This is a genomic window from Staphylococcus sp. MZ3 (genome assembly GCF_018622755.1).
GTDB classification, from domain to species: domain Bacteria; phylum Bacillota; class Bacilli; order Staphylococcales; family Staphylococcaceae; genus Staphylococcus; species Staphylococcus aureus.
Window position 1 is genome coordinate 39,154 of record NZ_CP076026.1, and the last position, 24,494, is coordinate 63,647.

Below are 24,494 nucleotides of genomic sequence, written 5' to 3' on the forward strand. Positions count from 1 at the left end.
AAAATAATGTTATAATTTTTGTGATATGGAGGTGTAGAAGGTGTTATCATCTTTTTTAATGTTAAGTATAATCAGTTCATTGCTCACGATATGTGTAATTTTTTTAGTGAGAATGCTCTATATAAAATATACGGTTCTGTTGCAAAGTTGAATTTATAGTATAATTATAACCAAAAGGAGTCTTCTGTATGAACTATTTCAGATATAAACAATTTAACAAGGATGTTATCACTGTAGCCGTTGGCTACTATCTAAGATATGCATTGAGTTATCGTGATATGTCTGAAATATTAAGGGAACGTGGTGTAAACGTTCATCATTTAACGGTCTAGCGTTGAGTTCAAGAATATGCCCCGATTTTATATCAAATTTGGAAGAAAAAGCATAAAAAAGCTTATTACAAATGGCGTATTGATGAGACGTACATCAAAATAAAAGGAAAATGGAACTATTTATATCGTGCCATTGATACAGAGGGACATACATTAGATATTTGGTTGCGTAAGCAACGAGATAATCATTCAGCATATGTATTTATCAAACGTCTCATTAAACAATTTGGTAAACCTCAAAAGGTAATTACAGATTAGGCACCTTCAACGAAGGTCGCAATGGCTAAAGTCATTAAAGCTTTTAAACTTAAACCTGACTGTCATTGTACATCGAAATATCTGAATAACCTCATTGAGCAAGATCACCGTCATATTAAAGTAAGAAAGACAAGATATCAAAGTATCAATACGGCAAAGAATACTTTAAAAGGTATTGAATGTATTTACGGTCTATATAAAAAGAACCGCAGGTCTCTTCAGATCTGCGGATTTTCGCCATGCCATGAAATTAGCATCATGCTAACAAGTTAACACAAAGTATTATTTTAAAATTGAGATTAGACATTTATTTTTCAACTTTGCAGCAGAACCTAATTTTTTCTCTTTGTAAATAAATGCAAAGAGATACCATAAGGATCTCTTACATAACCATAACCTTCAGTATAGAATTCTGGACTAAATGTTTTCAATACCTCACTGCCTTTTTCTATTAACTGGTCATATACATGTTTAGTTTCTTCTACTTGGTCAAAAGTGAGACAAAGAGATATATTATTACCTTGTGTTATGGGCAAACCTTCAGTGTCATCTGCGATCATAATTTTTATATCTCCAAATTGAAGTACACATTGATCAATTTTATTTAAATCATTTTCGTCAATATTAAGTTTCTTATCTATAGGTCTATCTTTAATACGTTGAATATACAGTGTTTTAGCGCCAAACAGCTCTTCATACAACTTTTTTAAACCCTCTGCATTTTGAGTGATTAAAAAATATGGACTTACTTGAAATTTCATGTTTTTTCCTCCTTAGATTTGTTATAAATAGAGTATATACTTAATTAGTGTCATCTATTGACACTAAAAGGAGAATAATAATGAAAAAATCTGTTAGATTATATAATATGATTGAATATTGTAATGAAAATAGGAACTTCAAATTAAATGATTTAATGTCAGAATTTAATATTTCTCGTAGTACCGCTTTAAGGGATATAAAAGAAATTGAAGCATTAGGAGTACCTTTATATAGTAATCCAGGGAAAAATGGTGGTTATACGATCATAGGTAATCGAGACCAAACGAAAATAGCAATCTCAGATGAAGAGTTGAAAGCTTTAGTATTTACACTTTCGAGTATTTCAAATGTGAGTAATCTACCTTTTCAAACAGAATATCAAGAAATATTAAAAAAATTATATAATAACTCGAATAAAAAAGAGTTAATAAACCAATATAATGATCTATTTCAATATTTTAATGAAGATAAGTATCAGTTCAAAAGTTATAAGTTATTTAATGAAATCATTAGATTGATAATTGAGAATAAGTCTTTTGAAACCTGTTATTCACAAAACTATATTAAAGAACAATATAAAGGTATTGGCATTATGTATAAAAATCATCAATGGTATTTTGTTGTAGCTAATATAGAATCAAAGTTAGTGAATCTATTAAATATTTCGAAAATAAAAGAACTATATGAAATGGGAGAGACTCAAGAGTGTAATGATATAACTATGCAGAATTTTCAACAGTTCATGGTTAAAAATGAAACAGCTATTGATATTCTTATTAGAAGCAATGTTATGGGATTGAATATCTTGAAAGGCTACCTGTGGAGTGACTATATGATTGAAAATATTGACGAAGAGACATATTTATTTAAATCAAAAGTGAACGCGAAAGATATAGATTTTATAGCTAAGTTAATTGTCACAGGTGGTGTCAATGTAAAAGTAGAGACCCCTAATAGTTTGAAAAATGCTGTTAAAGTTGAATTAACTAAAATAATAAACATGTATTAATAGTAATTTAATCATAATTGTAATAACAAAAAGATGACAACATTAAACAATTTAAATTTATACAAAAAAGCATTACCAAATTTAAAATTGGGTAGTGGTAGTGCTACAGCATACATAAATAGTTATAATTAAATAAAGATGGGTCAATGAAGGTGAATTAAGTGAATAAAAATATTACAGCTCTAAAATCTACTGAAAATACTACATATATGCAGTATACGGTTCATATCGATGATCAAATTATAAATAATATAAAAGAGTGTACCAAAAAGTTTAAAATTTTGCCTATGGAAGATAAAATTCCATTATCACCGTTGTTACAACCAGAATATGCAGGAGAGGTACAAGATTTTATTAGTACATATGAGCAGTTTATGATTAATTTTGGTAAAGTAATATTGGATAGTCAAGGCATAAAAATACAGTTTGAAAGTGAATCATTAAGTAGTATTCAACGAGGCATTCAAGAACATTGTTACTTAAATGAGCGAACAAATGACATTGATGTGACTAAAGAATGGTATTTATGCAAATTTTCAAATCAAATATTAGAAGAGGATAAAAATCAATTGTATAATGCTTTAAAGCAACTCATGAATGATTCTAAAAATAAAAAGCAAGCTTTTCAAGAGGTGTTTAAGGTTCATATTGATATTTATCTCTACAATAAAGAAAAATCTGAATATAAGTATCAAGTATCTAGTTATTTCAATCTTGTAAAAGAAAATCCTAAAATAACTTATAAAAAAAGACATTTACAAGAGAAACAAGGTGTCAAGGGTACAACTTTCACGAACAAATTAAAATTATTGAACAAAATGTATGGTGTAGATGTTGCAAAATATCAGCCATTTTATAATTCTAATAATCCTGAATATGAAAGAGGTCAATTTGGTGAAAGATACATTTCTCAAAGATCTAACTATGAATTTAATAGACTTCAATATCAAATTATAGATATGTTATCGAAAATACTTGATAAGCATCCATTACCAAAGTCAGATAATAATTATAAACATATTCCAACTATTGAAAAAGCAATATTAAGTGGGGATTCTCATAGTTTTTATGAGTATTTTGAAGATATAATGAAAGAAATTATAAGTATGGAAAATTCTTCTTTAAAGGAAAAATTATTGACTGATTTTACATATCAATCTCAATGTAGATGGTACTCTGAAAGTGAAAAATTAAAATTGCAACTTGAAAGTTTTATGCATAAAGTTTTGGAGAGCAATTATTATGAGGGTAACAAATTATATAGAATGTTGTCTCATGCAATTGAAGAAACAATCAATGAGGCTGATGAAGATAAGGTTCATTTCAATTATTTTAAAGATTATTTTTTGACAGACGGTGGGGTGAAGAATTGGGAGCAGATTAGCGAGAAAATTACTGAATTCAATGGTAAAGTTATTAACGATATCCAAAATGAATATAATAAGATTCAATTTAATAACGCAAATCGAAATCAGAAACTAAACTTTAATTATTTATACCATTGCTTTGAGTTTAGTAATAACTTAGTAAAAGCAAGGGTAAATGGAAATAGAGGTTACATTTTATATTTTGTAGATAAATATAAAATAAAAATGCCCTTTTTGGATCAATTATTAATCAATTATTTGAATCAAGAAATAGGTCAGGAAAGTATTAATTATAATATGCAAACATTGTTTGAAAAAGAAAGATATGATAGAAGTAGTACCATTGAAAAATTAGTAGCAACAAGCAAATTTAAGTATGAAAAAGATGATTCAGATTTATTCAAACAACTTTTCAATGATGTTGAAAATTCAATAGACAGATTAGGTATTTACTTACTAAATAATGGTATAAATTCGAATGATGAAAATGCAAGATATTATAGATCGTTTTTAAAGGAACTTAGTAGAATAAAAAGTAAATTAACGCCATTTTCTCTTGAAATAAGTAAGTCTAGCGGAAGAGAGCAACATTATCCTGATGATGCTATTGATGATAAAGATGAGAGAAGAAAAAATAAAGAAGAAACATATCATGCTTTTGATGATAAAAGCGATATTGACTCCAAATTAAAGAATAAAATAAATGTTTCTATCGATAATTTATTGTCAGTTAAAATTAAGAGCAATTTGTATGATATTAGTCCAAATACAAAAAAACAATAACTATAATGAGCCAACTCAAGAATGAGTTGGCTTTTTAATTGTAATTTTACGCTTCCATTACAGGAATCAATGTTATGGAAGCCATTAAGCAATTAATTTGAGTCATTTATAGTATAGGTACAACGTTGTGATGTTCACATGATAATCAGCCCGGGAGATTATTGTGTAATAACTTATAGAAGGAGCAAATCACCATGTATCAAGCAAATATACGTGATTTAATTACAAAATTGCCTCAAAGCAATAAAACAGAACACTTTTTAATGAACAAATTTTCAAATCAAGATAAAGTTCAGCAGCTACAAAGACAAATTAGCCAACAGCTAGATCAACAATATAATGAGCTTTTGGCTAATGAAAAAGCTAAGCTAGACCAATACGTGGAAGTACACCATAATTTAGAACCATTAAAGAAAGAGATTGAATCAGAATCTATTAACCTTGATACCGATAAATTACCTGATATCAAAGCGACAATGCTTGAAAAGGCTAAGAACGATGAACATTTTGATAAAATCGAACAGCTATTTGATAGATTAGATCAGTCATTAAATGGTACGAATCGATTATATACGCAATTATCGTTGATTGGCACACGAACACATCGGATCACAACGAAAAGATTTAATGTTCAAGGCTTGCCTAAATTAGTCCAACAAATGATTTTACCTTCGCAATTTAAAAAGGTTTATACAATAGATTTTAAATCATTCGAACCATCAGTTGCTGCGTATATGACACAAGACGAACAACTGATTGACTACTTGAATCATGAAGAAGGGTTATACGATGCATTACTGAGAGACTTATCTTTGTCAAAAGAGAAGCGCGTGAGTGTGAAACGTGCATTTATAGGGTCATTTCTTTTTGGCGGTCGTTATAGTAGCTCTAAATTCAAAATCAATCAAGAGGTTAGTGAAATTAACTGGCTACAAGTAATGAGCAAATTCAAGAAGGTCATTGAATTTAAGGAGCAAGTCGAAAAATATAAAACAATGCCTACGCCTTACGGCATTGAACATGATATGAGCGCATTTCAAGGTAGTAGTATTATGGCAATTTATGTACAAACGGTAGCAAGCTATATTTTCAAGCACATTTTGTTGGAAGTGTACAAAGCACAGTGCGAAAAAAAAACGTTCAAGATTATAGTGCCGATACACGATGCGATTATGATTGAATGTAATGATAAGGGGATTGCACAAAATGTAGCACAGCTCATGAAAGATACAGCTAATCAACTGTTTAATGGTGAATTTGCACATGTGACAGTGGAAGCTTTAGGAGGTATAGACAATGAATAATGATAGAGGAAAAAGTCTTCAAATTCCCCAAAGTACATTGTTAAAAGAAGGATCTATATACGTTGCTACGTTACATTCTGTGTACGAGAAGAACTTCTCAGGTGATATTAAACATCAGTTTACGTATGAAGTAGAACTTAACCAAGAAACGCACTATGTAAATCGCAATATTACCGTAAAATCTATGAGTCACCAATTATCAATTGCTGATTGGATTAAACGTCACAGTAACTATAACGTAAACCACATTAATTATGATCCATACATTGATCGAAAACATTTGGTCCTTGTAGGGCAATATAACGGAAATTATTATATTCAAGATGTAGCACCATTAGATGAATTTGGAGGGGTATTGTAATGAATCATATTTTAGAAATGTTAATAAAATTATTAAAAGTGGGTATGGAGGCAATCGACCGTAAAGGTCTGATTGCCATCCTAACAAGTAGTATTGGAAATGATGAAATGGATGATTCTGAACAAGCTGTAATGGTGTATAACGAGCTTATCGATAAGCTACAGCTTAACATTCCTAAAGATGTCGACTATAGACCTAACATATACAGTTATTTTGGTATTCAAAAAAAGCCAAATGACACAATATTAGTGGAAATGATGATATGTATTTTTCATATCAAGCGTTTTGATTCAGAGTTGTTTGTTTTCAAAGATAAAGGTTGGCAAAAGGTAAGTGAAGATGAATTGCAAGGGTTGATATCTAAAATGATACAAGTGTTGCTAGTTGATTATAAACCTTCACTAAGTACTTTGAAAAACGTAGTAGATGGCATACAGAAATCAACGGACATAGAAAAACTTGTTGAGCATAGACAGTACATTGGTTGTGGACGAAATATGTTCAATCTAAAGACCTTTAAAGTGGTTGATAATGACCTTGAAATATTCCCTAAAACACGCTTAGATTTGGAATTAGATATAAATGACACGATTACGGACAAGATACCCCCGAATTTCAAACAATATATGTTAGAGTTGGCGAATTATGACCATGATTTACAATATTTCCTTTTCCAACATATGGCAGTGTTATTGACGGCAGATACTAAACTACGTCGTGGACTTTTTTTGTATGGAACTGCAAAAAATGGGAAATCGGTCTATATTAAATTAGTTAAGTCATTCTTTTATAGTAATGATATCGTATCTAAAACACTTAATGAACTTGGCGGGCGTTTCGATAAGGAAAGTCTAATTGGTAAACGAATTATGGCAAGTGATGAAGTGGGGAAAGCTAATATTGATGAAGCAACTGTGAATGATTTCAAAAAATTACTATCTGTTGAACCAATTCATGCTGACCGTAAAGGAAGAACGCAAGTAGAAGTTACTTTAGATTTAAAACTCATTTTTAATACGAATGCTGTACTCAATTTTCCATCATCACATGCAAAAGCATTAGAGCGTAGAATTGCTGTTATTCCATGTGAATATTATGTTGAAAAAGCTGACCCTGACTTAATTGAAAAGTTACAGGATGAAAAGAAAGAAATCTTTCTTTACTTGATGTATGTGTATAAGCAAATTGTAAAAAATGATATCGAGTACCTCCAAAATGATCGTGTTACTGAAATTTCTCATGATTGGTTAAATTTTGGATATGAATTTGTTTCTAGTAAATCAGCAAATATTGCACATCAGAAAGCGTGTATTAATTTACTCAGAAAACTTATAGAAATCAAACCAGGGTCACGTATCAAAGTGTCTAGGCTAAATGAGGTTATTAGAGATGAAATTAAAGTAAGCTCTCAAGTTATTAATGATTTGGTTCAAGCTAACTTTAATGTACAAAGTAGACTAAATAATGGTTATAAGTATTGGGTCGATTTAGGATGGAAAGAAACTGATAAAAAAGATGACATGATTTCATTCGATAAAAATGAGAATGTAACAGATGATGAATTCTTATACGAAGATGATTTGAACTTAGGTTGGGAGGACTTTGACGATGAATAATGAACAAATTGAAGCATTTGTAGAAGTGCTTGTGCCTATCATAGAAGAACGTATCAATAAAGGTAAGTAATCTAATTACGTACTACAGGCAGTTGCCTGTAGTACTCATATGATTAAGTGGTAAAAGTGATAAAAATGAAACGAAATTATAAATATATATTATCTATATGTTGTTACAAGACCGATGGTCTGTAGCAATAATCTAATAAAAGGAGCGGTATGATATGAAGGGTAAAATTGCACTTTATTCACGTGTTAGTACGTCTGAGCAGTCAGAACATGGTTATTCTGAAAAGGAGCAGGAACAACTACTCATCAAAGAAGTTATGAAAAATTTCCCAGGTTATGACTATGAGACATATACTGACTCAGGCATTTCAGGTAAAAATATTGAAGGTCGTCCGGCAATGAAACGTCTATTACAAGATGTTAAGGATAATAAAATCGAAATGGTATTAAGTTGGAAATTGAATCGTATTTCTCGCTCAATGAGAGACGTGTTTAATATTATTCATGAATTCAAAGAACATGACGTAGGGTATAAATCGATTTCTGAGAATATTGATACATCCAATGCTTCTGGAGAAGTACTCGTTACAATGTTTGGACTAATAGGATCTATAGAACGCCAGACTTTGATTTCCAATGTGAAACTTTCTATGAATGCTAAGGCAAGGAGCGGAGAGGCAATCACCGGTCGTGTTTTAGGCTACAAATTATCACTTAATCCATTGACACAGAAAAATGATTTAGTTATTGATGAAAATGAAGCTCATATTGTACGGGAAATCTTTGATTTATATTTGAATCACAATAAAGGATTTAAAGCAATCACGACAATTCTAAATCAAAAAGGATATCGTACCATTAATCAAAAACCATTTTCAGTGTTTGGCGTGAAATACATTTTGAATAATCCAGTCTATAAAGGCTATGTCAGATTCAATAATCATCAAAATTGGGCTGTTCAGCGAAGAAGTGGTAAAAGTGATAAAAATGATGTGATATTGGTCAAAGGTAAGCATGAAGCCATTATAAGTGAAGATGTATTTGATCAAGTTCATGAGAAACTAGCTTCTAAAAGTTTTAAACCGGGTCGACCTATTGGTGGAGATTTCTACTTACGTGGCCTTATTAAATGCCCAGAATGCGGAAATAATATGGTATGTCGACGGACGTATTATAAAACGAAAAAGTCCAAAGAACGCACAATCAAACGCTATTACATTTGTTCATTATTCAATCGCTCAGGAAGTTCTGCCTGTCATAGTAATGCGATTAATGCTGAAGTCGTCGAACGCGTAATCAATGTTCATTTGAATCGTATTCTTTCACAACCTAATGTTATTAAGCAGATTGCGTCAAGTGTGATAGAAGAACTGAAACAAAAGCATAGTAAACAAACAGAAATAAAATATGATATTGATAGTCTAGAAAAACAAAAAGCAAAAGTTAAAACACAACAAGAACGATTATTGGAATTGTTCTTAGATGATGAAATGGATAGCGAAATGTTAAAAGCTAAACAAAGTCAGATGAATGAACAAATAGAGATGTTAGATAAGCAAATTAAAGAAACGCAACAAGCTAGGGAATCACAAGCTGAAGTACCTGATTTTGATAAACTTAAAAGCCGTTTAACCATGATGATTAGCCGATTTAGTATCTACTTAAGAGAAGCTACACCCGAAGCTAAAAATCAACTTATGAAAATGTTGATTGATTCTATTGAAATTACGACAGATAAACAAGTAAAACTTGTAAGGTATAAAATTGATGAAAGTCTTATCCCTCAATCTTTGAAAAAAGATTGGGGGTCTTTTTTTATGCCTAAATTCCAATTCGAAATAGACGGTCGAAACAATTATTTCATCGACCAAATTACCACTTTTACCACTTAGTTATTAGTGAAAAAAGTGAGAGAAATGAAATAAAAATCAAATATATATTATCTAAATGATGTATCACATGACTACATCAAACCAATACATTAGGAGGTCATAAATATGACACTGGAACAACAACTCAAGCACTATATAACCAACTTATTCAAGCTGCCAAAGGAAGAAAAGTGGGAATGTGAATCCATCGAGGAAGTCGCTGATGATATTCTACCTGATCAATACGTAAGACTTGGCCCACTCAGTAATAAAATACTTCAAACCTATACCTACTACTCTGATACACTTCATGAAAGTAATATCTACCCGTTCATCCTCTACCATCAGAAACAACTCATAGCCATTGGTTATATCGATGAAAATCATGATATGGATTTCTTATACCTACACAACACTATCATGCCCCTTTTGGATCAGCGATACTTACTAACAGGAGGACAATAATATGCATAAATACATCAAAATCACACAACTAGTCATTACAGTTCTAAGTGAAATAATAACTTGGATGAAAGAATCAGAAAGAAGGGAAAACGCTTATGAATAGATATATTACACGTGGTATTACCAATAACTTATCCCCCACCTTACAACATCAAATATGGGACCTCGTCCTACAAAAAGATACCAACCAATCGAACGAACAAGAACCCTTGGACTATTTTCATATCTTTCAGTTTATTATGCATCAACAAAAGCTTTTTATAAGACATACTCAAGAAAATCCCGAATACTTTCAATATACAAAAGCAAATGACAATCATCAGGTAAACATTAGTAAAGTCTACGTCATCCGAGAGGACGATGTAGACTTTTCTTATTATGTAATGTTACTACCCGAAGAATACTAAAGGAGATTAGCAATGAAACATATCCAATCCACACTCGAAACCGAAGCTATTTTTAGTGATGACGGGCAACATCGTTATCTACTCAAAAAGACATGGGACGCATCAAAATCTACGTGCACCGTTATTACAATGTATCCTCATTATGATGGGGTAACCTCTTTAGATCTAACGACCGTATTAGTTCTCAATGCATTATCAAGTAACGCCAAGTTAGGCGCTATTTATTTTGTTAATCTTTTTTCAAATATCTCTTCCTCCGGAAATATAAAACATATTCAGTCGCCTTATGACAAGCATACAGATATTCATTTAATGAAAAGTATTTCAGAAGCTGATGAGATTATATTAGCTTATGGCGCTTACGCCAAACGTCCAGTGGTCGAGCAACGTGTTGAAACGATATTAGAGATGTTGAAACCCCATAAGAAAAAAGTGAAAAAACTTATAAATCCTGAAACAAACGAAATTATGCATCCACTCAATCCAAAAGCAAGACAAAAATGGCATTTAAAACCCTTATAAGAAAAGGAGACGATACCAATGACAAACATAGATTGGCAATCGCTTAAATCAATATTACAAAATTCAGCTTATGATACTGTCTTTAAAAGTCTTGTGAGTTATTTTTATGACATTAATGATAACGAAATACTAGACCAAATTTATTTAGACTATATGGACAATGACGCTATCTTGACGTTTATTAATAACGATTTAAATCAACTCGTCCAAAGATATATCGATAAAATGTCATAGTTAGGAATAATCATTCATTAATAAAACACGGATAAAGACATATTTTGGCAACTTCACATTTCTAAAAACCGCCTATTTTTTAAAAGGCCTCTAAACTAAAGAAAGCTCAACCTCAAATAAAACTTTTAAATAATTAGCGCTTTCTATAGGAAATGACATATTTTGACAAACCTATTGTATAAAATGTAATTCAAAGGGGGTGCCATATTGGATCGTGCTTTTCGTATACTCACGATTTACCATCGTTTGTTACAAAATAAAAAAGTGAATAAGAAGTCATTAGCCTTATTGTTAAATACGAGTACACGAACGATTCAAAGAGATATCGATGATATAAGAAATTTCTTGTATGAATCAGAACACTGGCTAAATACTCAATACGAAGTGAAGTATGATTACGATCTTGAAAGTTACACGATAAATCATGATAAAAATGAAAATCTGTATTATATGTATGATATTTTGACAAAATTATACGTCACCATGCCCACTATTAGCTATCCATTCTACCGATATTTAAAGGAGCTCATCAATAAACACCATTCAAACCATCAAAATGAATTATATCAGTATCTTGATAAATTTATAGTTGATAGCGATATACCTTCGGTAAGTAATCTAGCTATAACTACACAGGCAATTAATACAAAAAATTATTTATTGAAAGATAACGAAAACATACTCCCTATTACATTAAACTATAACAACTATGGCTTTTATTTAACCTACTTGATGGGAGGGAATTTACTAAGAACAAATGTTGGTCATTTAAACATTCAAACCTCAAATAAATCCTTTAAAGAAGAAGATATTACTGATGAACGTACGCAAGTTACGTTAGAAATGACTAAAGACATTTGGAAAGATATTCATTTATATTATGAAAACTATATTATTGAGAAGTACTTCAAAAATTTAATAGTAGTTACAATTGAAGATATGTTGCCTTATGAAGCGATCCAACTTTGTTTTAATTATCGGTCTCAAGTTCGTATTATATCTCCACTAGATTTAAGAGAAATAGTGATTGATGAACTGCTACTTCTTCAGTCAACATATCTAAAGCAACGTATTCAAAAATAAACAATGATGAAGGGAATAAAAATTATGAATAAAATTATAAAAACTATTGGCAAGGGAATCGGAAAAGGAATAGGAGGCGCTGCATATGTAACACTGACTACCGTTGGTGCGGCAGTTAGTGCAATTTGGGAAACAACAGGAGATAGAGGTATGATGAGAGATATGTTCAAAGATAGTTCTGATCAAGAATTAATAGAATTGTATGAAAAACACAAAGACGATGGAGATTATGACATCTATGTTGCGACTAAATCCTTATTAGAAGAAAGAAAGTATACTTACAATAACGAAACTAACAAGTGGGAAAAATAATTAGGGGTATAATAAATGGAATTTACTTATTATAAAACTAAAGATTTAAATGCTTTTGAAAATGACTTAAAAGATCTCTCTTTGAATAATAACTATAACTTTAATAAAGAAGTAGAAGTGCTTGATGAAAATGATATTCTTAAAAATGCCAATAAAATTAATCCTGGATTGCTAAAAGGATTTAATGGTCAAGCAAAAACTATATCTTATTACCTTACAAGTCATAAAGGTAACTATTTAGTCATCATTGAAGAAACAAATTACCAAGGTTATATAGGCCTGACGATTATATTTAACAAAAACACATTTAAACTACGTAATAAGGGATTAATGGGAGTATTAATAGGTTTGTCTGCGAGGACGGGTGGAAGTCTGTTGCTAAGCCTTCTAGGAATTGAGTTTATGAATTTTAAATATCAACGTTTTATGGCCATTAAAGGTCCATTAGGCAAAGAGCTAGAAGAAACTATAAAAATGACTTTAGGAGAGCCAGTTATCATAAAGGTGTAACCACCAAATTATGTTTACTCTTAACTACAATAACTAATAACTTAAGTATCGTTTACTATTATTTAGAATGATTTTTTAACAATATTGGAATGGTTGAATCACTTATAAATTAAACATACTAAAAATAATATAAAGGGGAAAATGAAATTGGAACAAAAAAATGATGAAAGCAAAGCCTTACAAGTTATTGAACAAGCAGTAAAACTACCATTTGTTAAAGTAAAACGCAAGGAATTTTTACTAAAAGCGTTTTCGGATTATAACATTGATATGAATGAATTAATTGAAAACGGACCAGTAAAACTTGTATCAAAAAAAGATTTGGATAAAGTAGCTAATAGGGCTATCAACGATGCATTAATTAAATCTACAAGCGCCTCATTTATGACTGGTTTACCTGGAGGCATTGCTTTAGCTGCTACTATACCCGCAGATATGGTACAGTTTTATGGTTTTGCATTAAAACTAGCTCAAGAACTTTCTTATATCTATGGACTTGAGGACTTGTTTAACGATAGTGGTGAGCTTAGTGAGGAATCTAAAAATATGCTAATTATCTATTTAGGGGTAATGCTAGGTGTGACTGCTGCTGGTTCTACTGTTCGATTATTATCAAAGCAGGCTTCAACACAAGCTCTCAAATCCATTCCTGGAAAAGCATTGACTAAGACAGTATACTACCCAATTTTAAAAAAGGTTCTAAAGACATTTGGTATTAAACTAACAAAAGATACCTTTGCCAAAGGCGTTTCTAAGGCCATTCCAATTGTAGGTGGTGTTGTATCGGGAGGCATGAATTTTGCTTCTCTTAAACCGATGGGGAAAAAATTAAAAAATGAACTAAGTGATTCGATCAACTATTCTTCTAAGGAACAAGCTAGGGATATTAAAATTATTGAAGGTGAAGGCGTTGTAATAGATTAACAACTTCATTTATAAATACTTAATATTCATTTCAAGAGTCTATATCATTTGAAAAATGATATAGACTCTTTTTATATAAAATTATAGCATCCCTCACTTTGCGGTGAAGGATGCTATGATTAATTTATTTTTATTGTTGGCTAGCCATTAGTTCTGCTTGTTCTACAACTTGTTCTACAGCCATTTTTTGAAGATCAGGTGGGTAACCATATTTCTTTAATAGTCGTCTTACTTGGACTCTCATTTTAGCCTTTGCGCTCTCACGTTTTGACCAGTCTACACTCATATTATTCTTGACCGTTTTTGTTAATTCATGTGCAATAGCCCTTAATTCTTTATCCCCCATTGCTTCTTTTGCAGTTTCATGAGAGGCTAATGCATCATAAAAAGCAATTTCCTCCGTGCTTAAACCTAAGTCTTTTCCTCTTTGTTTTTCTTGATTTATTTCTTTCGCCATTTGAATCAATTCTTCTATGACTTTTGAAGCTTCAATAGAACGGTTATTGTATTTTTGTATTGATTTACTTAGCATCTCAGAAAATCTTTTAGATACTGTAGCATTTGTTTTCATTAATGACTTAACTTGTCCTTTAAGTAATTTGTTTAACAACTCAACTGCAACATTTTTTTGCTGTAGTCCTTCTACATCTTTTAAGAAATCATCTGACAAGATTGAGATATCTGGGTTTTCAATTCCGAGTGTTTGATAAATATCTACAACTTCTTCAGTTACAACTGATTTTGAAATCAATTGATTTATTTCTGCTTCTATTTCAGCAGGTGTCTTTTTATGGCTGCTTACTTCACTAGGTGGAGCTAATAATTTAACAAGTCCGGATTTCACGGCTTTTAAAAACGCAATTTCACTATTCAGTTCTTGAGCAGCTTCCTCTGTTGCACATAATGCAAATGCCTTAGAAAGCTCTGTCACTGTTGTCACAAATCGCTCTCTTTCTTTCTCACCTAATCCAATGATATAATCCATCGTATTTGAGATAGCATTATAGCGAATTAATTGATCTTCTGACTCAAAATCAGAATAGTCATGATTATACAACATATCTTGAATGATATCGTATTTCATTAACATTAGTTCTAGCGCTTTATCTGTATCTATACCTGTTTGTTCTCTATCAGAATCCGTATACTCTTTTAATGCTTCCTTCAGACTTTCAGCGATACCTACATAGTCAACAATTAAGCCGCCCGGTTTATCTTTAAATACTCTATTAACACGCGCAATAGCTTGCATTAAATTGTGACCTTTCATCGGTTTATCTATGTACATTGTATGCATTGAAGGTACATCAAATCCTGTTAACCACATGTCTCGCACAATTACGAGTTGCAATTCATCATTAACATCTTTCATACGATTCTCTAAAAGGTTTCTTCGCTTTTTCGGACCTATATGTTTTTGGAAGTTTTGCGGATCACTAGATGAACCTGTCATAACGACTTTGATAACACCTTTGTCATCATCATCAGAATGCCATTCAGGTTTAAGTCTTACAATTTCATCATATAAATCAACGGCAATACGACGACTCATTGTGACAATCATACCCTTACCCTTCATTGCCTTCTGTCTTGTTTCAAAGTGATTAATAATGTCAGTCGCTAAAACATGTACACGTTGTTCTGCACCAGATAGAGCTTCTATACGTGACCACTTAGATTTCAATCGAGATTTAGTATCTTCTTCTTGGCCAGAAGTAATGACATCATATGCTTCATCAATATCTAAATCGCTTGGTAAATTTAATGGGATAATACGACTTTCATAATAAATTTTAACCGTACTTCCATCTTCAACAGCCTGAGTCATATCATATACATCTATATAATTACCAAATACCATTTGTGTATTTTTATCTGTTGAAGATACAGGTGTTCCAGTAAAGCCAACAAATGAAGCGTTAGGTAAAGCATCTCTTAAATATTTTGCATAACCATATTTAATACCTTCACCTTTTTCATCGTAAGTTGCTTTGAAACCATATTGTGTGCGGTGTGCTTCGTCTGCCATAACAACTACATTTTTACGTTCTGTTAAAGCATCCATTGTCACTTGTCCTTCTTCAGGTTCGAATTTCTGCATAGTTGTAAATACGATACCACCTGATTCTACTGATAATAGTTCTTTTAATTCTTTTCGTGATTCAGCTTGTTTAGGTGTCTGTCTTAATAATCCTTTACCTGAGCGTCCTTTGGACTTAACAAAAGTACCATACAATTGATTGTCTAAGTCATTACGGTCTGTTACGACCACTAATGTTGGATTATTTAATTTTTGAATTAACTTTCCTGAGAAGAAGACCATTGTCAAACTCTTACCAGAACCTTGCGTGTGCCAAATAACACCACCTTTACCATCACCATGTTCAGATGTTGCTTCCATAGCACGATCAACAGCTTTGTTCACTGCATAATATTGATGATATGCAGCTAATATTTTAACTATATTTCCTTTACCATCATCTTGGAACAAAACAAAATGACGTATTAAATCTAATAGTACTTCTTTATTTAACATACCGTGAATTAATATGTCTAAACTACGAAACATTGATGAATCTTCAGTTTTGCCATCTTTAGTACGCCAAGTCATAAAACGATCATAATCAGCAGTTAAAGAACCAGCTTTTGTATTAACACCATCACTCGTTACTAACACTGCATTGTGAATAAATAATTGTGGAATTCTCATTTTATAAGTTTCTAACTGATGGTATCCATCTTCAATACCAACAGATTCATTTGTAGAATTTTTCAGTTCAATTACCACTACCGGTAATCCATTTATGAATAACACAATATCAGGTCGCTTTTTATAGTCTCCATTCACAACAGTTAATTGATTAACTGCTAAGAAATCATTATTTCCCGGGTTATCAAAGTCGAATACATATACCAAATCATTAATCGTCTCACCGTCATCATTATAATGTTCAACCTCAATACCATTTGTAATCATTTCATGGAAAGAACGGTTATTCTCTAATAAACTAGGCGACTTCTCAATAGAAATTTCACGAATTGCCTGTTCAATTGTACTATTATTTAGTTCAGGATTAATACGTCTCAAAGCCGCTTCCAAACGATCATCAAGCACAACATCTTTGTCGCTCTCCCGTTCATTCATAACCCCATTTTCACCACTATCTCGACCATTCTTAACAGAATAACCAAGCCCCTCAAACCACTTCAGTGCCACTTGTTCTAAATCATCTTCACTAAATTGAAAGCTCATCTTCATTCACCTCGATATCGTCAGGTATCTCAATTTCACCTGACATTAATTTTGGTAGTAATGTGTCACGGAGTTGGGTTAAATATTTATTTTCATCATGAACTTCGCGAATTTTTTTATAATAAGTGTTTATATACTGATCAAACTTTCCATATATAAGTTTACTACCTACTACTATTTTAATGCTATTTAAATTTTTTTTGCTTATCTTAGGCTGAACAGCACCAGTAATATAAGGTTGAATATCAATGTTATTTAATATTAGCATTAACACTTCATCTGATAAATTTTTCCCTTTCAAAATATGAGCATGATTACTAACCCAAAATTGTCCCCAAACATACTGCACAAAAGGATGACCTTCTTCGGTTTGAACAGTACCATCTTCACCAACAAGTATGAATTTACCATCAAATAAATAGTCATCTACATAATCAATTATTTTAGTCGCACCATAATAAGGATAAATTGATGCAACTTTTTCTCGTTCTAACTTTGATAATGGTTTCCTTTTAGTATTATAACTTTCAGATATATCATTTAAAGTTTGTATACTCCAATCCTTAGGTATCACACCTAATTCACTCTCAACCATCTCTCCACCGCTTGATTTGTATGGATTTCCATTTTCATCAGGGAATTCAAAATCAACAAACCAACGTTTGAATAATGTTTGTGAAAGTTCTTCAAGATTTGCTATGATTTTTTTATTTTCTTTTAGTTTTTCTTCTAATGAGTCTAAGATTTGAACTATATAATTTTGATAGCTACGTGGAGGTAATTTTATTATCATATTGCCATATGTTTTTGCATTTATATTTTTTCTCGTGCTTCCTGTGGCAAATTGATTAATCCATCCTTTATAATTTTCAGATAAAGTATAGTATCTTATAAACTTAGGATTCACTTTTTTTGAATCAAGTTTAAATCTTATTAAGAAACCTGCAAACACTAATGGCCCATCTTCTTCATTGTAAAAGTAACTTTTGCCGGTACTATTTCCAGTACGGGCAAATACAATCTCATTTTCTTTAAGTAAATAATTTTCAGCATTTTTATCATTTACACTTTTTAATTCATCAGTATTGATAAACCCATTGTCATCAATATCTGTTATACGCAAATATCTATATAGAGAAGGGTTATATTCAACTGCAGAAGCTCCTATTCCATATTCACCTTTACCGTTAATAGTTAAATCGCTTAACTTGTATTCTTTAAACTCCATAACCTAATCCCTCCAATGATTTTCGGATTTGGTCTTCGAGTTCTTTTGATTTCGCAAATTGTTCGCTCAAATCTGCTGTGATTCTTTCCATTTTCTGTTCAAATGGTTCTGAATCTTCTTCTATTTCTGCTAAGCCTACATAACGTCCTGGTGTTAAGATATATTCGTTATCTTTTATTTCTTCTGTCTTTGCTACTTTACAGAAACCTGCTTTATCTTCATATTGATTATCGGTTGTACCACGCCATGAGTGATAAACATTTGCAATATTTTTTATTTCATCATCTGAAAATTCTTTCAATGTTCTTGATACCATGCTTCCGATATTTCTAGCATCTATAAATAGTACTTCTCCACGTCGTTCATTCTTACCATTTTTAGCTTTATTTTTTGTCACGAACCACAAACATACTGGAATTTGAGTTGAATAGAATAATTGCCCTGGTAATGTGACAATACACTCAACTAAGTCTTGTTCAATTAAGTTTTTACGTATTTCTAATTCATCTTTACCACTTGTAGACATCGAACCATTCGCTAATACAAATCCTGCTGTACCACTTGGTGCAAGTTTAGAAATCATATGTTCAATCCATGCATAGTTGGCATTGCCTTTAGGAGGGATACCAAATTTCCAGCGGTAATCATCTAATAATTTTTCTTGTCCCCAATCACTTGCATTGAATGGAGGATTAGCCAATATAAAATCAGCTTTCAAATCTTTATGTAAATCATTATGAAATGTGTCTGCATGATGATCACCTAAATCATTATCTATACCTCGAATAGCCAAATTCATTTTTGCTAATTTCCAAGTTGTCGGATTAGATTCTTGACCATAAACAGCAATATCATCTATACGACCTTGATGACGTTCGATAAAATATTCACTCTGTACAAACATTCCGCCTGACCCACAACAAGGATCATAAATTCTACCTTGATATGGTTCAATCATTTCAACAAGCAATTTAACTATTGAAGCTGGTGTGTAGAATTCCCCAGCATTCTTACCCTCAGCACTTGCGAATTTTGCGATAAAGTATTCATAAACACGCCCCAAGACATCTTGCTGTTTACTTTCAGTGTCTCCGACTTTGAAAGTAAACAAATCAATAATATCTCCTAATTTTTCCTTGTCTAAAGCAGGTCGTGCATAATCTTTAGGTAGCACGCCTTTTAAGGACTCATTTTCCCTTTCAATTGCTATCATTGCTTTATCAATAATTTGACCAATTTCTGGTTTTTTAGAATTATCGTTAATATATTGCCAACGTGCTTCTTTAGGAACCCAGAAAATATTTTCTGCTAAGTATTCATCTTTATCCTCTTCATCAGCATATTCATCATTTAATAATTCTTCATATTTTTCCTCAAACGAATCAGATACATATTTCAAAAATATAATACCTAACGCTACATTTTTATATTCTGCTGCATCCATACTGCCACGTAATTTATCTGCTGCATGCCATAATTTTTCTTCAAATCCAATTGTCGCCATAATCAATAATTCCACCTTAAAAGTATTCTCCTTCTAAATATAACAAAGAAAAAGGTAGATAGGGATAATTTTAAGATATTTAAGAAAAATTTGATTAGCTATATTTAATATTTTCGATTATTATTTAGTTAATTAAGGAAGTATGTACTATTTAAAGTTTAGTTGTTAAAGGACGATTATATGAATAATATTTTAATTATTGGTAACGGTTTTGATTCAAGTCATTTTTATAAAGTTCCAACCTTAAGGGGTATAAATAGTTTCAAACTCTTAAGAAGTAATATTGAAAGTGAAAATCAACAACTCTTCAATAAAATAAATACGACAGAAAGTATTAATAAAGAATGGGGTAACTTAGAAAAAGTTGAACCTAATCTTGTTAAATACGAAATAGAAACATTTTTGACTATAGTGAAAAATTGGTACGAAGATATCGATGAAAAGTCTGTGAAATACAAAGAAGAACTGATTGAACCGAATTTCAAAAAAATTATTGAAGAAAATGAATTTATTGTTTTGTCACTTAATTACACAAATTTGATTGAACAAATTTATGATATGACGAAAAGTAAAGTTGTTCAATTACATTTAGACGATAATGGACTACCCTACATGGACTTTAATGATATATACGTTCCGAATAGTAATAAAATTAAAAAAACCTTCGGTATTTCCACAAAAATACCAAATAGTGAAAAAATACCAATAGGGCTTGTAAAGGAAAAGAAAATACTAAAAAGACACATCAATATTAATGAAAAAGAAGTGAATATATATTTATTTGGTGCTAGTTTAGATGGAGTAGACTTTAAATATTTCGAATGCCTAATCTTTTATTTGGATAAAGAATGTAAAGATATGGTGAGAATCAATATATATATAAAGAGACATGGAAGTAATTATGAAGAATTAGAATGGGAAAATCGGATAAGAATCTTTTTTTCTAATAACCCACTAAGAATGAATTTGAAATTAGACAATATTAAACTGGAAAAAATTAAAAGTGAAGAATGGTTGAATATTATAATAAAAGCAGAAAAGTAATTCAAAATAGACAATTTTAAAAAATAAAACACAAATCCTTTTAGCAAAATCACTAATAAGGGGAGGCGTATCATAAATAGGGATAAATTTATGGATAAATTAAAAAATTGAATATCAAGGAGTAATAATTCGATGGAATCATTTAGTGTGAATTGTTTTAATTTAGATTCTTACTTAACAATTTATAATATGGATAATAATGATATGATGAGCTCATTTCTTAAAATTACAGATGATTATTATAGAAGATTAAAAAATGTAAAAATTAGTAAAGAGAACGATGATTTATTTTGTCTTTCAGAATTGTTAAGTGAAAAATTATCGGTAAAACAAAAATCTGGATATTTTTTAGGATATAAAATTAATAGTAAAATTGATGAAGAGTTTGATTTATTAAGATTTAGTGAAGAAAATATTCTTAATATTGAACTAAAAAATAGTATGCCGAAAGGTGGCATAGAGTCCATTGAGGACCAATTAAGAAGGCATAAATTTATATTATCAATTCTTAATAAAAGAGTAATTTCTTATACATTCATTTCCGATGACAAGAAATTCTATAAAATAGATAATAATGACAATTTTATAGAAAGTACAGTTGATGATTTGGTAGAATCAATCTCTGAGAATTACCTGCAAAATAATGAATTGTTAGATATAGATGTTAATAAATTTATAATATCACCTTATTCTGAAGATGATGAGTTTCTAAATCATGAATATTATTTAAGCCAAAATCAGAAACAAATAAAAAATGAAATAAAGAACTGTACACAAAATAAAATATTTGTGAGAGGCCATGCTGGAACAGGGAAGTCACTTTTATTGTTTGATTTAGCTAAAGAATTTCATAATCAGGGTAAAAAAGTTTTATTGCTTTTTTGTGGGCAATTATCTAATAAATATGATTTAACTGACAAGTTTGGATTTAAAATAAGTGAAATATCTTCTTATAGAAGATGTTTAGAAGATGAAAATATAAATAATAAAGAACTTGATGAAGCTGACATAATATTTATTGACGAGGCACAACGTATATACGATAAACAATATAGAAATTTATTAAAAAAGTTTCCTGAAAAAAAGATTTTTTTTGCTTATGATCCAAAGCAAATATTAGCTAAAAGTGAGAAATATAGATTTGAAATTCTATTAAAGGAATACAATAATGACAAACATTTGAATAAATTTGTTGAGCTTAAGCAAAAAATCAGAACTAATAATGAGATGATAGCATTTATTGATAGAATATTAGATTTATCAGCTAGAGGTCATAAAAATTATAATTACAAGAATATAAATTTAACTTACTTTTCAACGAAAGAAGATGCAATAGAGTTCATCAGAAAATTGGAAGAAGAACATTATCAGTGTATAGAGCTGACACAATATTTGACTAGAAGTACAAGTGTTTTAAAAAGAAAATATATTTATAATGCTTCATTAGATGTACATAAAGTTATAGGGAGAGAGTTTGAGAAAGTTGTAGTTATAATAGATCAACATTTTTTTTACGATAATGAAGGGAAATTGAATTCCGACTACATGGAGTATTATCCATATTTGGAACCTGAAGGTATTTATCAAGCACTGACAAGAGTGAAAAAACAACTTCATATAGTAATTATAAATAATCCTAATGTCTATATAGAAATTCAAAAGATTATGACACGCAAATTTGATAAAACATAGGAAATTTAACATAAAATCAATATTATTAAGTATATGAACCAAAGATTGGAACACAGAATGAATCACTTACGCTTAGTTGGATAAAATTTATAAAACAGTATTCAACTTCAGTAGCATTTATAGCGCATAACATATAAAGTGTCTAAAAAAATTTGACATTCCATTTTGGCTACAGATAAAAATTTTTCAGTGAAGCCAGGTAGAAAGAGTTCAGGTATAAATGATTTAGTGTGGGTTGGCAAGCAGTAACAGTAGCGTCAAATATAGCAGGTTTTGGTAATAAAGAGGACATTTGTCCCATTGTGATGTCAGACACTTTTTTACTAAGTATATTGATGTTGAAAAGAATGGAGATTCTAATAATTGGTGTACGAAAAACATCGATGTAGTTAATGACACATATTATCATGGCGATATTGTAAATATAGCATTTAATGGTATTTTGAAACAATGTATATAGGGAAGTAATTTAATGATAAAAAAATTAGATAATATAGACTCTGAGACAATAGAAAAAATATCAAATATATGGCTTAATTCTAATTTAGATGCACATGACTTTATAAAACGCCAATTGTAAAATTAAGTTAGACAAATAAATAAGCCTTCTGTGCTAAACTCAATATGTATTTCCTACCAAAGAAAACATAAGGAGTTAGTACAGAATGGCCTATACACATCTTAACACGGATGAACTTACGTTCATAGAATCATATTATCACCAGAATCTTTCAGTTAAAGAGATTTCGATTAGATTGAAACGTTCTAGACAGACAATTTATAACGTAATCAATGCTTTTAAGTCGGGTATGTCTGCCCTTGAATATTATCAAGAATACAAACAAAGAAAGTCTAATTGTGGGAGACATAGAATAGTGCTTCCAGAAGAACAGTCTGATTATATCCGAGAGAACGTAGCTGATGGATGGACACCTGATACTATTATTGGCAGAGGTGAACGCACGATCAATTGTTCTGTTAAAACACTTTACAGAATGTTTAAAGAGAACATTTTTGCTGTACATGATTTACCTATGAAAGGTAAAAGAAAGCCAAATGGCCATTCTGAAAAAAGAGATAGACAGACTTTTAAAAGACATATTTCTGAAAAAATAGAAGAATTTCCTTTATTCAATAAGGAGTTTGGGGATCTTGAAGCAGATACTATTGTTGGTCGTCGTCATGGTAGTGCAATCATTACTTTGGTAGAAAGAGTATCCAAGATGATTATCACCTTACGACCCTTAGGTCGTAAGGCAACTGATATAGAAAACGCTCTACACTCAATGTTTTCATCTTTACCTTCTCATATATTTAAATCAATTACTTTTGATTGTGGTAAGGAGTTCTCAAACTGGAAAACATTATGTAACTGTCACGATATATTTATATTTTTTGCTGATCCAGGCACGCCATCACAGCGAGGTTTAAATGAACATTCTAACGGAATACTTAGACGCAGTGGATTAGATAAAGAACTAGATTTCAATTTAGTAACAGACGATCATATCATCAGTGTTGCTCAAAAAATCAATCATCGTCCTAGAAAATCTTTAGGTTATAGAACACCATTGGAAGTATTTATGAGTTTCATCGAAGATGATAAACTTGTCCAGCTTAATTTGACAATCTAAATTATAAAAA

At 30.8% G+C, this 24,494-nt stretch carries 21 protein-coding genes and 3 pseudogenes; 20 read left to right on the forward strand and 4 right to left on the reverse strand.

What is annotated here, in order from left to right; translation table 11 throughout:
- Nucleotides 1–40: 40 nt before the first annotated feature.
- A pseudogene (locus tag KI230_RS00160) lies at nt 41–148 on the forward strand (beta-lactam sensor/signal transducer MecR1); the annotation flags it as partial.
- 40 nt (nt 149–188) lie between these two features.
- Nucleotides 189–863: pseudogene (locus KI230_RS00165) on the forward strand (IS6 family transposase).
- A gap of 59 nt (nt 864–922) precedes the next feature.
- Here KI230_RS00165 and KI230_RS00170 read toward each other — a convergent pair.
- A complete protein-coding gene (locus KI230_RS00170; RefSeq protein ID WP_000671996.1) occupies nt 923–1,351 on the reverse strand; it encodes a VOC family protein in 429 nt (142 codons plus the stop codon).
- 80 nt (nt 1,352–1,431) lie between these two features.
- Between KI230_RS00170 and KI230_RS00175 the strand changes: the two genes are divergently transcribed.
- The 15 genes and pseudogenes from KI230_RS00175 to KI230_RS00240 all read left to right on the forward strand — a co-directional run bounded on the left by KI230_RS00175 (nt 1,432) and on the right by KI230_RS00240 (nt 14,129).
- Nucleotides 1,432–2,361, forward strand: a complete 930-nt coding sequence (locus tag KI230_RS00175; RefSeq protein ID WP_000750311.1) for a helix-turn-helix transcriptional regulator — start codon at nt 1,432–1,434, stop codon at nt 2,359–2,361.
- A 39-nt stretch (nt 2,362–2,400) separates the two neighbouring features.
- Nucleotides 2,401–2,493, forward strand: a pseudogene (locus KI230_RS13880) (LEM-3-like GIY-YIG domain-containing protein); the annotation flags it as partial.
- Between the two features lie 29 nt (nt 2,494–2,522).
- Complete coding sequence (locus KI230_RS00180) at nt 2,523–4,511, forward strand: hypothetical protein (protein ID WP_001038847.1); 1,989 nt, start codon at nt 2,523–2,525, stop codon at nt 4,509–4,511.
- Nucleotides 4,512–4,705: 194 nt separating this feature from the next.
- Nucleotides 4,706–5,815, forward strand: coding sequence for a DNA polymerase (locus tag KI230_RS00185; protein WP_000283873.1), 1,110 nt, complete (start codon nt 4,706–4,708; stop codon nt 5,813–5,815).
- Nucleotides 5,808–6,176, forward strand: coding sequence for a hypothetical protein (locus KI230_RS00190; protein ID WP_001058155.1), 369 nt, complete (start codon nt 5,808–5,810; stop codon nt 6,174–6,176). Before KI230_RS00185 ends, KI230_RS00190 begins: the two co-directional genes overlap by 8 nt.
- Nucleotides 6,176–7,792 carry a DUF5906 domain-containing protein gene (locus KI230_RS00195; RefSeq protein ID WP_001015575.1) on the forward strand — a complete coding sequence of 539 codons (1,617 nt, stop codon included), beginning with the start codon at nt 6,176–6,178 and terminating at the stop codon, nt 7,790–7,792. The genes KI230_RS00190 and KI230_RS00195 overlap by 1 nt, the downstream gene beginning before the upstream one ends.
- 224 nt (nt 7,793–8,016) lie before the next feature.
- A complete protein-coding gene (ccrC, locus tag KI230_RS00200) occupies nt 8,017–9,693 on the forward strand; it encodes a cassette chromosome recombinase CcrC (protein ID WP_214958292.1) in 1,677 nt (558 codons plus the stop codon).
- 105 nt (nt 9,694–9,798) lie between these two features.
- On the forward strand, nt 9,799–10,137 hold the full coding sequence (locus KI230_RS00205; RefSeq protein WP_037576898.1) for an SAUGI family uracil-DNA glycosylase inhibitor: 339 nt from the start codon (nt 9,799–9,801) through the stop codon (nt 10,135–10,137).
- 95 nt (nt 10,138–10,232) lie between these two features.
- Nucleotides 10,233–10,544 carry a DUF960 family protein gene (locus KI230_RS00210; protein ID WP_031886431.1) on the forward strand — a complete coding sequence of 104 codons (312 nt, stop codon included), beginning with the start codon at nt 10,233–10,235 and terminating at the stop codon, nt 10,542–10,544.
- 12 nt (nt 10,545–10,556) lie between these two features.
- Nucleotides 10,557–11,066 carry a DUF1643 domain-containing protein gene (locus KI230_RS00215; RefSeq protein WP_031886432.1) on the forward strand — a complete coding sequence of 170 codons (510 nt, stop codon included), beginning with the start codon at nt 10,557–10,559 and terminating at the stop codon, nt 11,064–11,066.
- Nucleotides 11,067–11,084: 18 nt separating this feature from the next.
- Entirely contained in the window at nt 11,085–11,300 is a 216-nt protein-coding gene (locus KI230_RS00220) for a hypothetical protein (protein WP_214958293.1), read from the forward strand.
- Nucleotides 11,301–11,507: 207 nt separating this feature from the next.
- Nucleotides 11,508–12,383 carry a helix-turn-helix transcriptional regulator gene (locus KI230_RS00225; RefSeq protein WP_214958294.1) on the forward strand — a complete coding sequence of 292 codons (876 nt, stop codon included), beginning with the start codon at nt 11,508–11,510 and terminating at the stop codon, nt 12,381–12,383.
- A gap of 24 nt (nt 12,384–12,407) precedes the next feature.
- Nucleotides 12,408–12,695 (forward strand): hypothetical protein, encoded by a 288-nt coding sequence (locus tag KI230_RS00230; protein WP_031886435.1) that lies wholly within the window; start codon nt 12,408–12,410, stop codon nt 12,693–12,695.
- Between the two features lie 15 nt (nt 12,696–12,710).
- Nucleotides 12,711–13,205 (forward strand): hypothetical protein, encoded by a 495-nt coding sequence (locus tag KI230_RS00235; RefSeq protein ID WP_031886436.1) that lies wholly within the window; start codon nt 12,711–12,713, stop codon nt 13,203–13,205.
- Nucleotides 13,206–13,352: 147 nt separating this feature from the next.
- Nucleotides 13,353–14,129: an EcsC family protein gene (locus KI230_RS00240; protein WP_049949215.1), complete on the forward strand. Its 777-nt coding sequence runs from the start codon at nt 13,353–13,355 to the stop codon at nt 14,127–14,129.
- Between the two features lie 130 nt (nt 14,130–14,259).
- On the opposite strand, the gene KI230_RS00245 is transcribed toward KI230_RS00240, so the two are convergent.
- From KI230_RS00245 to KI230_RS00255, 3 genes are read right to left on the reverse strand one after another with little or no spacing between them, the layout of a single operon-like run.
- A complete protein-coding gene (locus KI230_RS00245; RefSeq protein WP_214958295.1) occupies nt 14,260–17,382 on the reverse strand; it encodes a type I restriction endonuclease subunit R in 3,123 nt (1,040 codons plus the stop codon).
- On the reverse strand, nt 17,366–18,610 hold the full coding sequence (locus KI230_RS00250; RefSeq protein WP_031886439.1) for a restriction endonuclease subunit S: 1,245 nt from the start codon (nt 18,608–18,610) through the stop codon (nt 17,366–17,368). Before KI230_RS00250 ends, KI230_RS00245 begins: the two co-directional genes overlap by 17 nt.
- Nucleotides 18,600–20,114 carry a class I SAM-dependent DNA methyltransferase gene (locus tag KI230_RS00255; RefSeq protein ID WP_031886440.1) on the reverse strand — a complete coding sequence of 505 codons (1,515 nt, stop codon included), beginning with the start codon at nt 20,112–20,114 and terminating at the stop codon, nt 18,600–18,602. The genes KI230_RS00250 and KI230_RS00255 overlap by 11 nt, the downstream gene beginning before the upstream one ends.
- Before the next feature lie 180 nt (nt 20,115–20,294).
- Between KI230_RS00255 and KI230_RS00260 the strand changes: the two genes are divergently transcribed.
- From KI230_RS00260 to KI230_RS00270, 3 genes are all read left to right on the forward strand, one after another.
- Nucleotides 20,295–21,158, forward strand: a complete 864-nt coding sequence (locus KI230_RS00260; protein ID WP_031886441.1) for an AbiH family protein — start codon at nt 20,295–20,297, stop codon at nt 21,156–21,158.
- A gap of 132 nt (nt 21,159–21,290) precedes the next feature.
- Nucleotides 21,291–22,850 carry a DNA/RNA helicase domain-containing protein gene (locus KI230_RS00265; protein ID WP_045177897.1) on the forward strand — a complete coding sequence of 520 codons (1,560 nt, stop codon included), beginning with the start codon at nt 21,291–21,293 and terminating at the stop codon, nt 22,848–22,850.
- A 665-nt stretch (nt 22,851–23,515) separates the two neighbouring features.
- Complete coding sequence (locus KI230_RS00270) at nt 23,516–24,484, forward strand: IS30 family transposase (protein WP_045177898.1); 969 nt, start codon at nt 23,516–23,518, stop codon at nt 24,482–24,484.
- Nucleotides 24,485–24,494 lie beyond the last annotated feature (10 nt).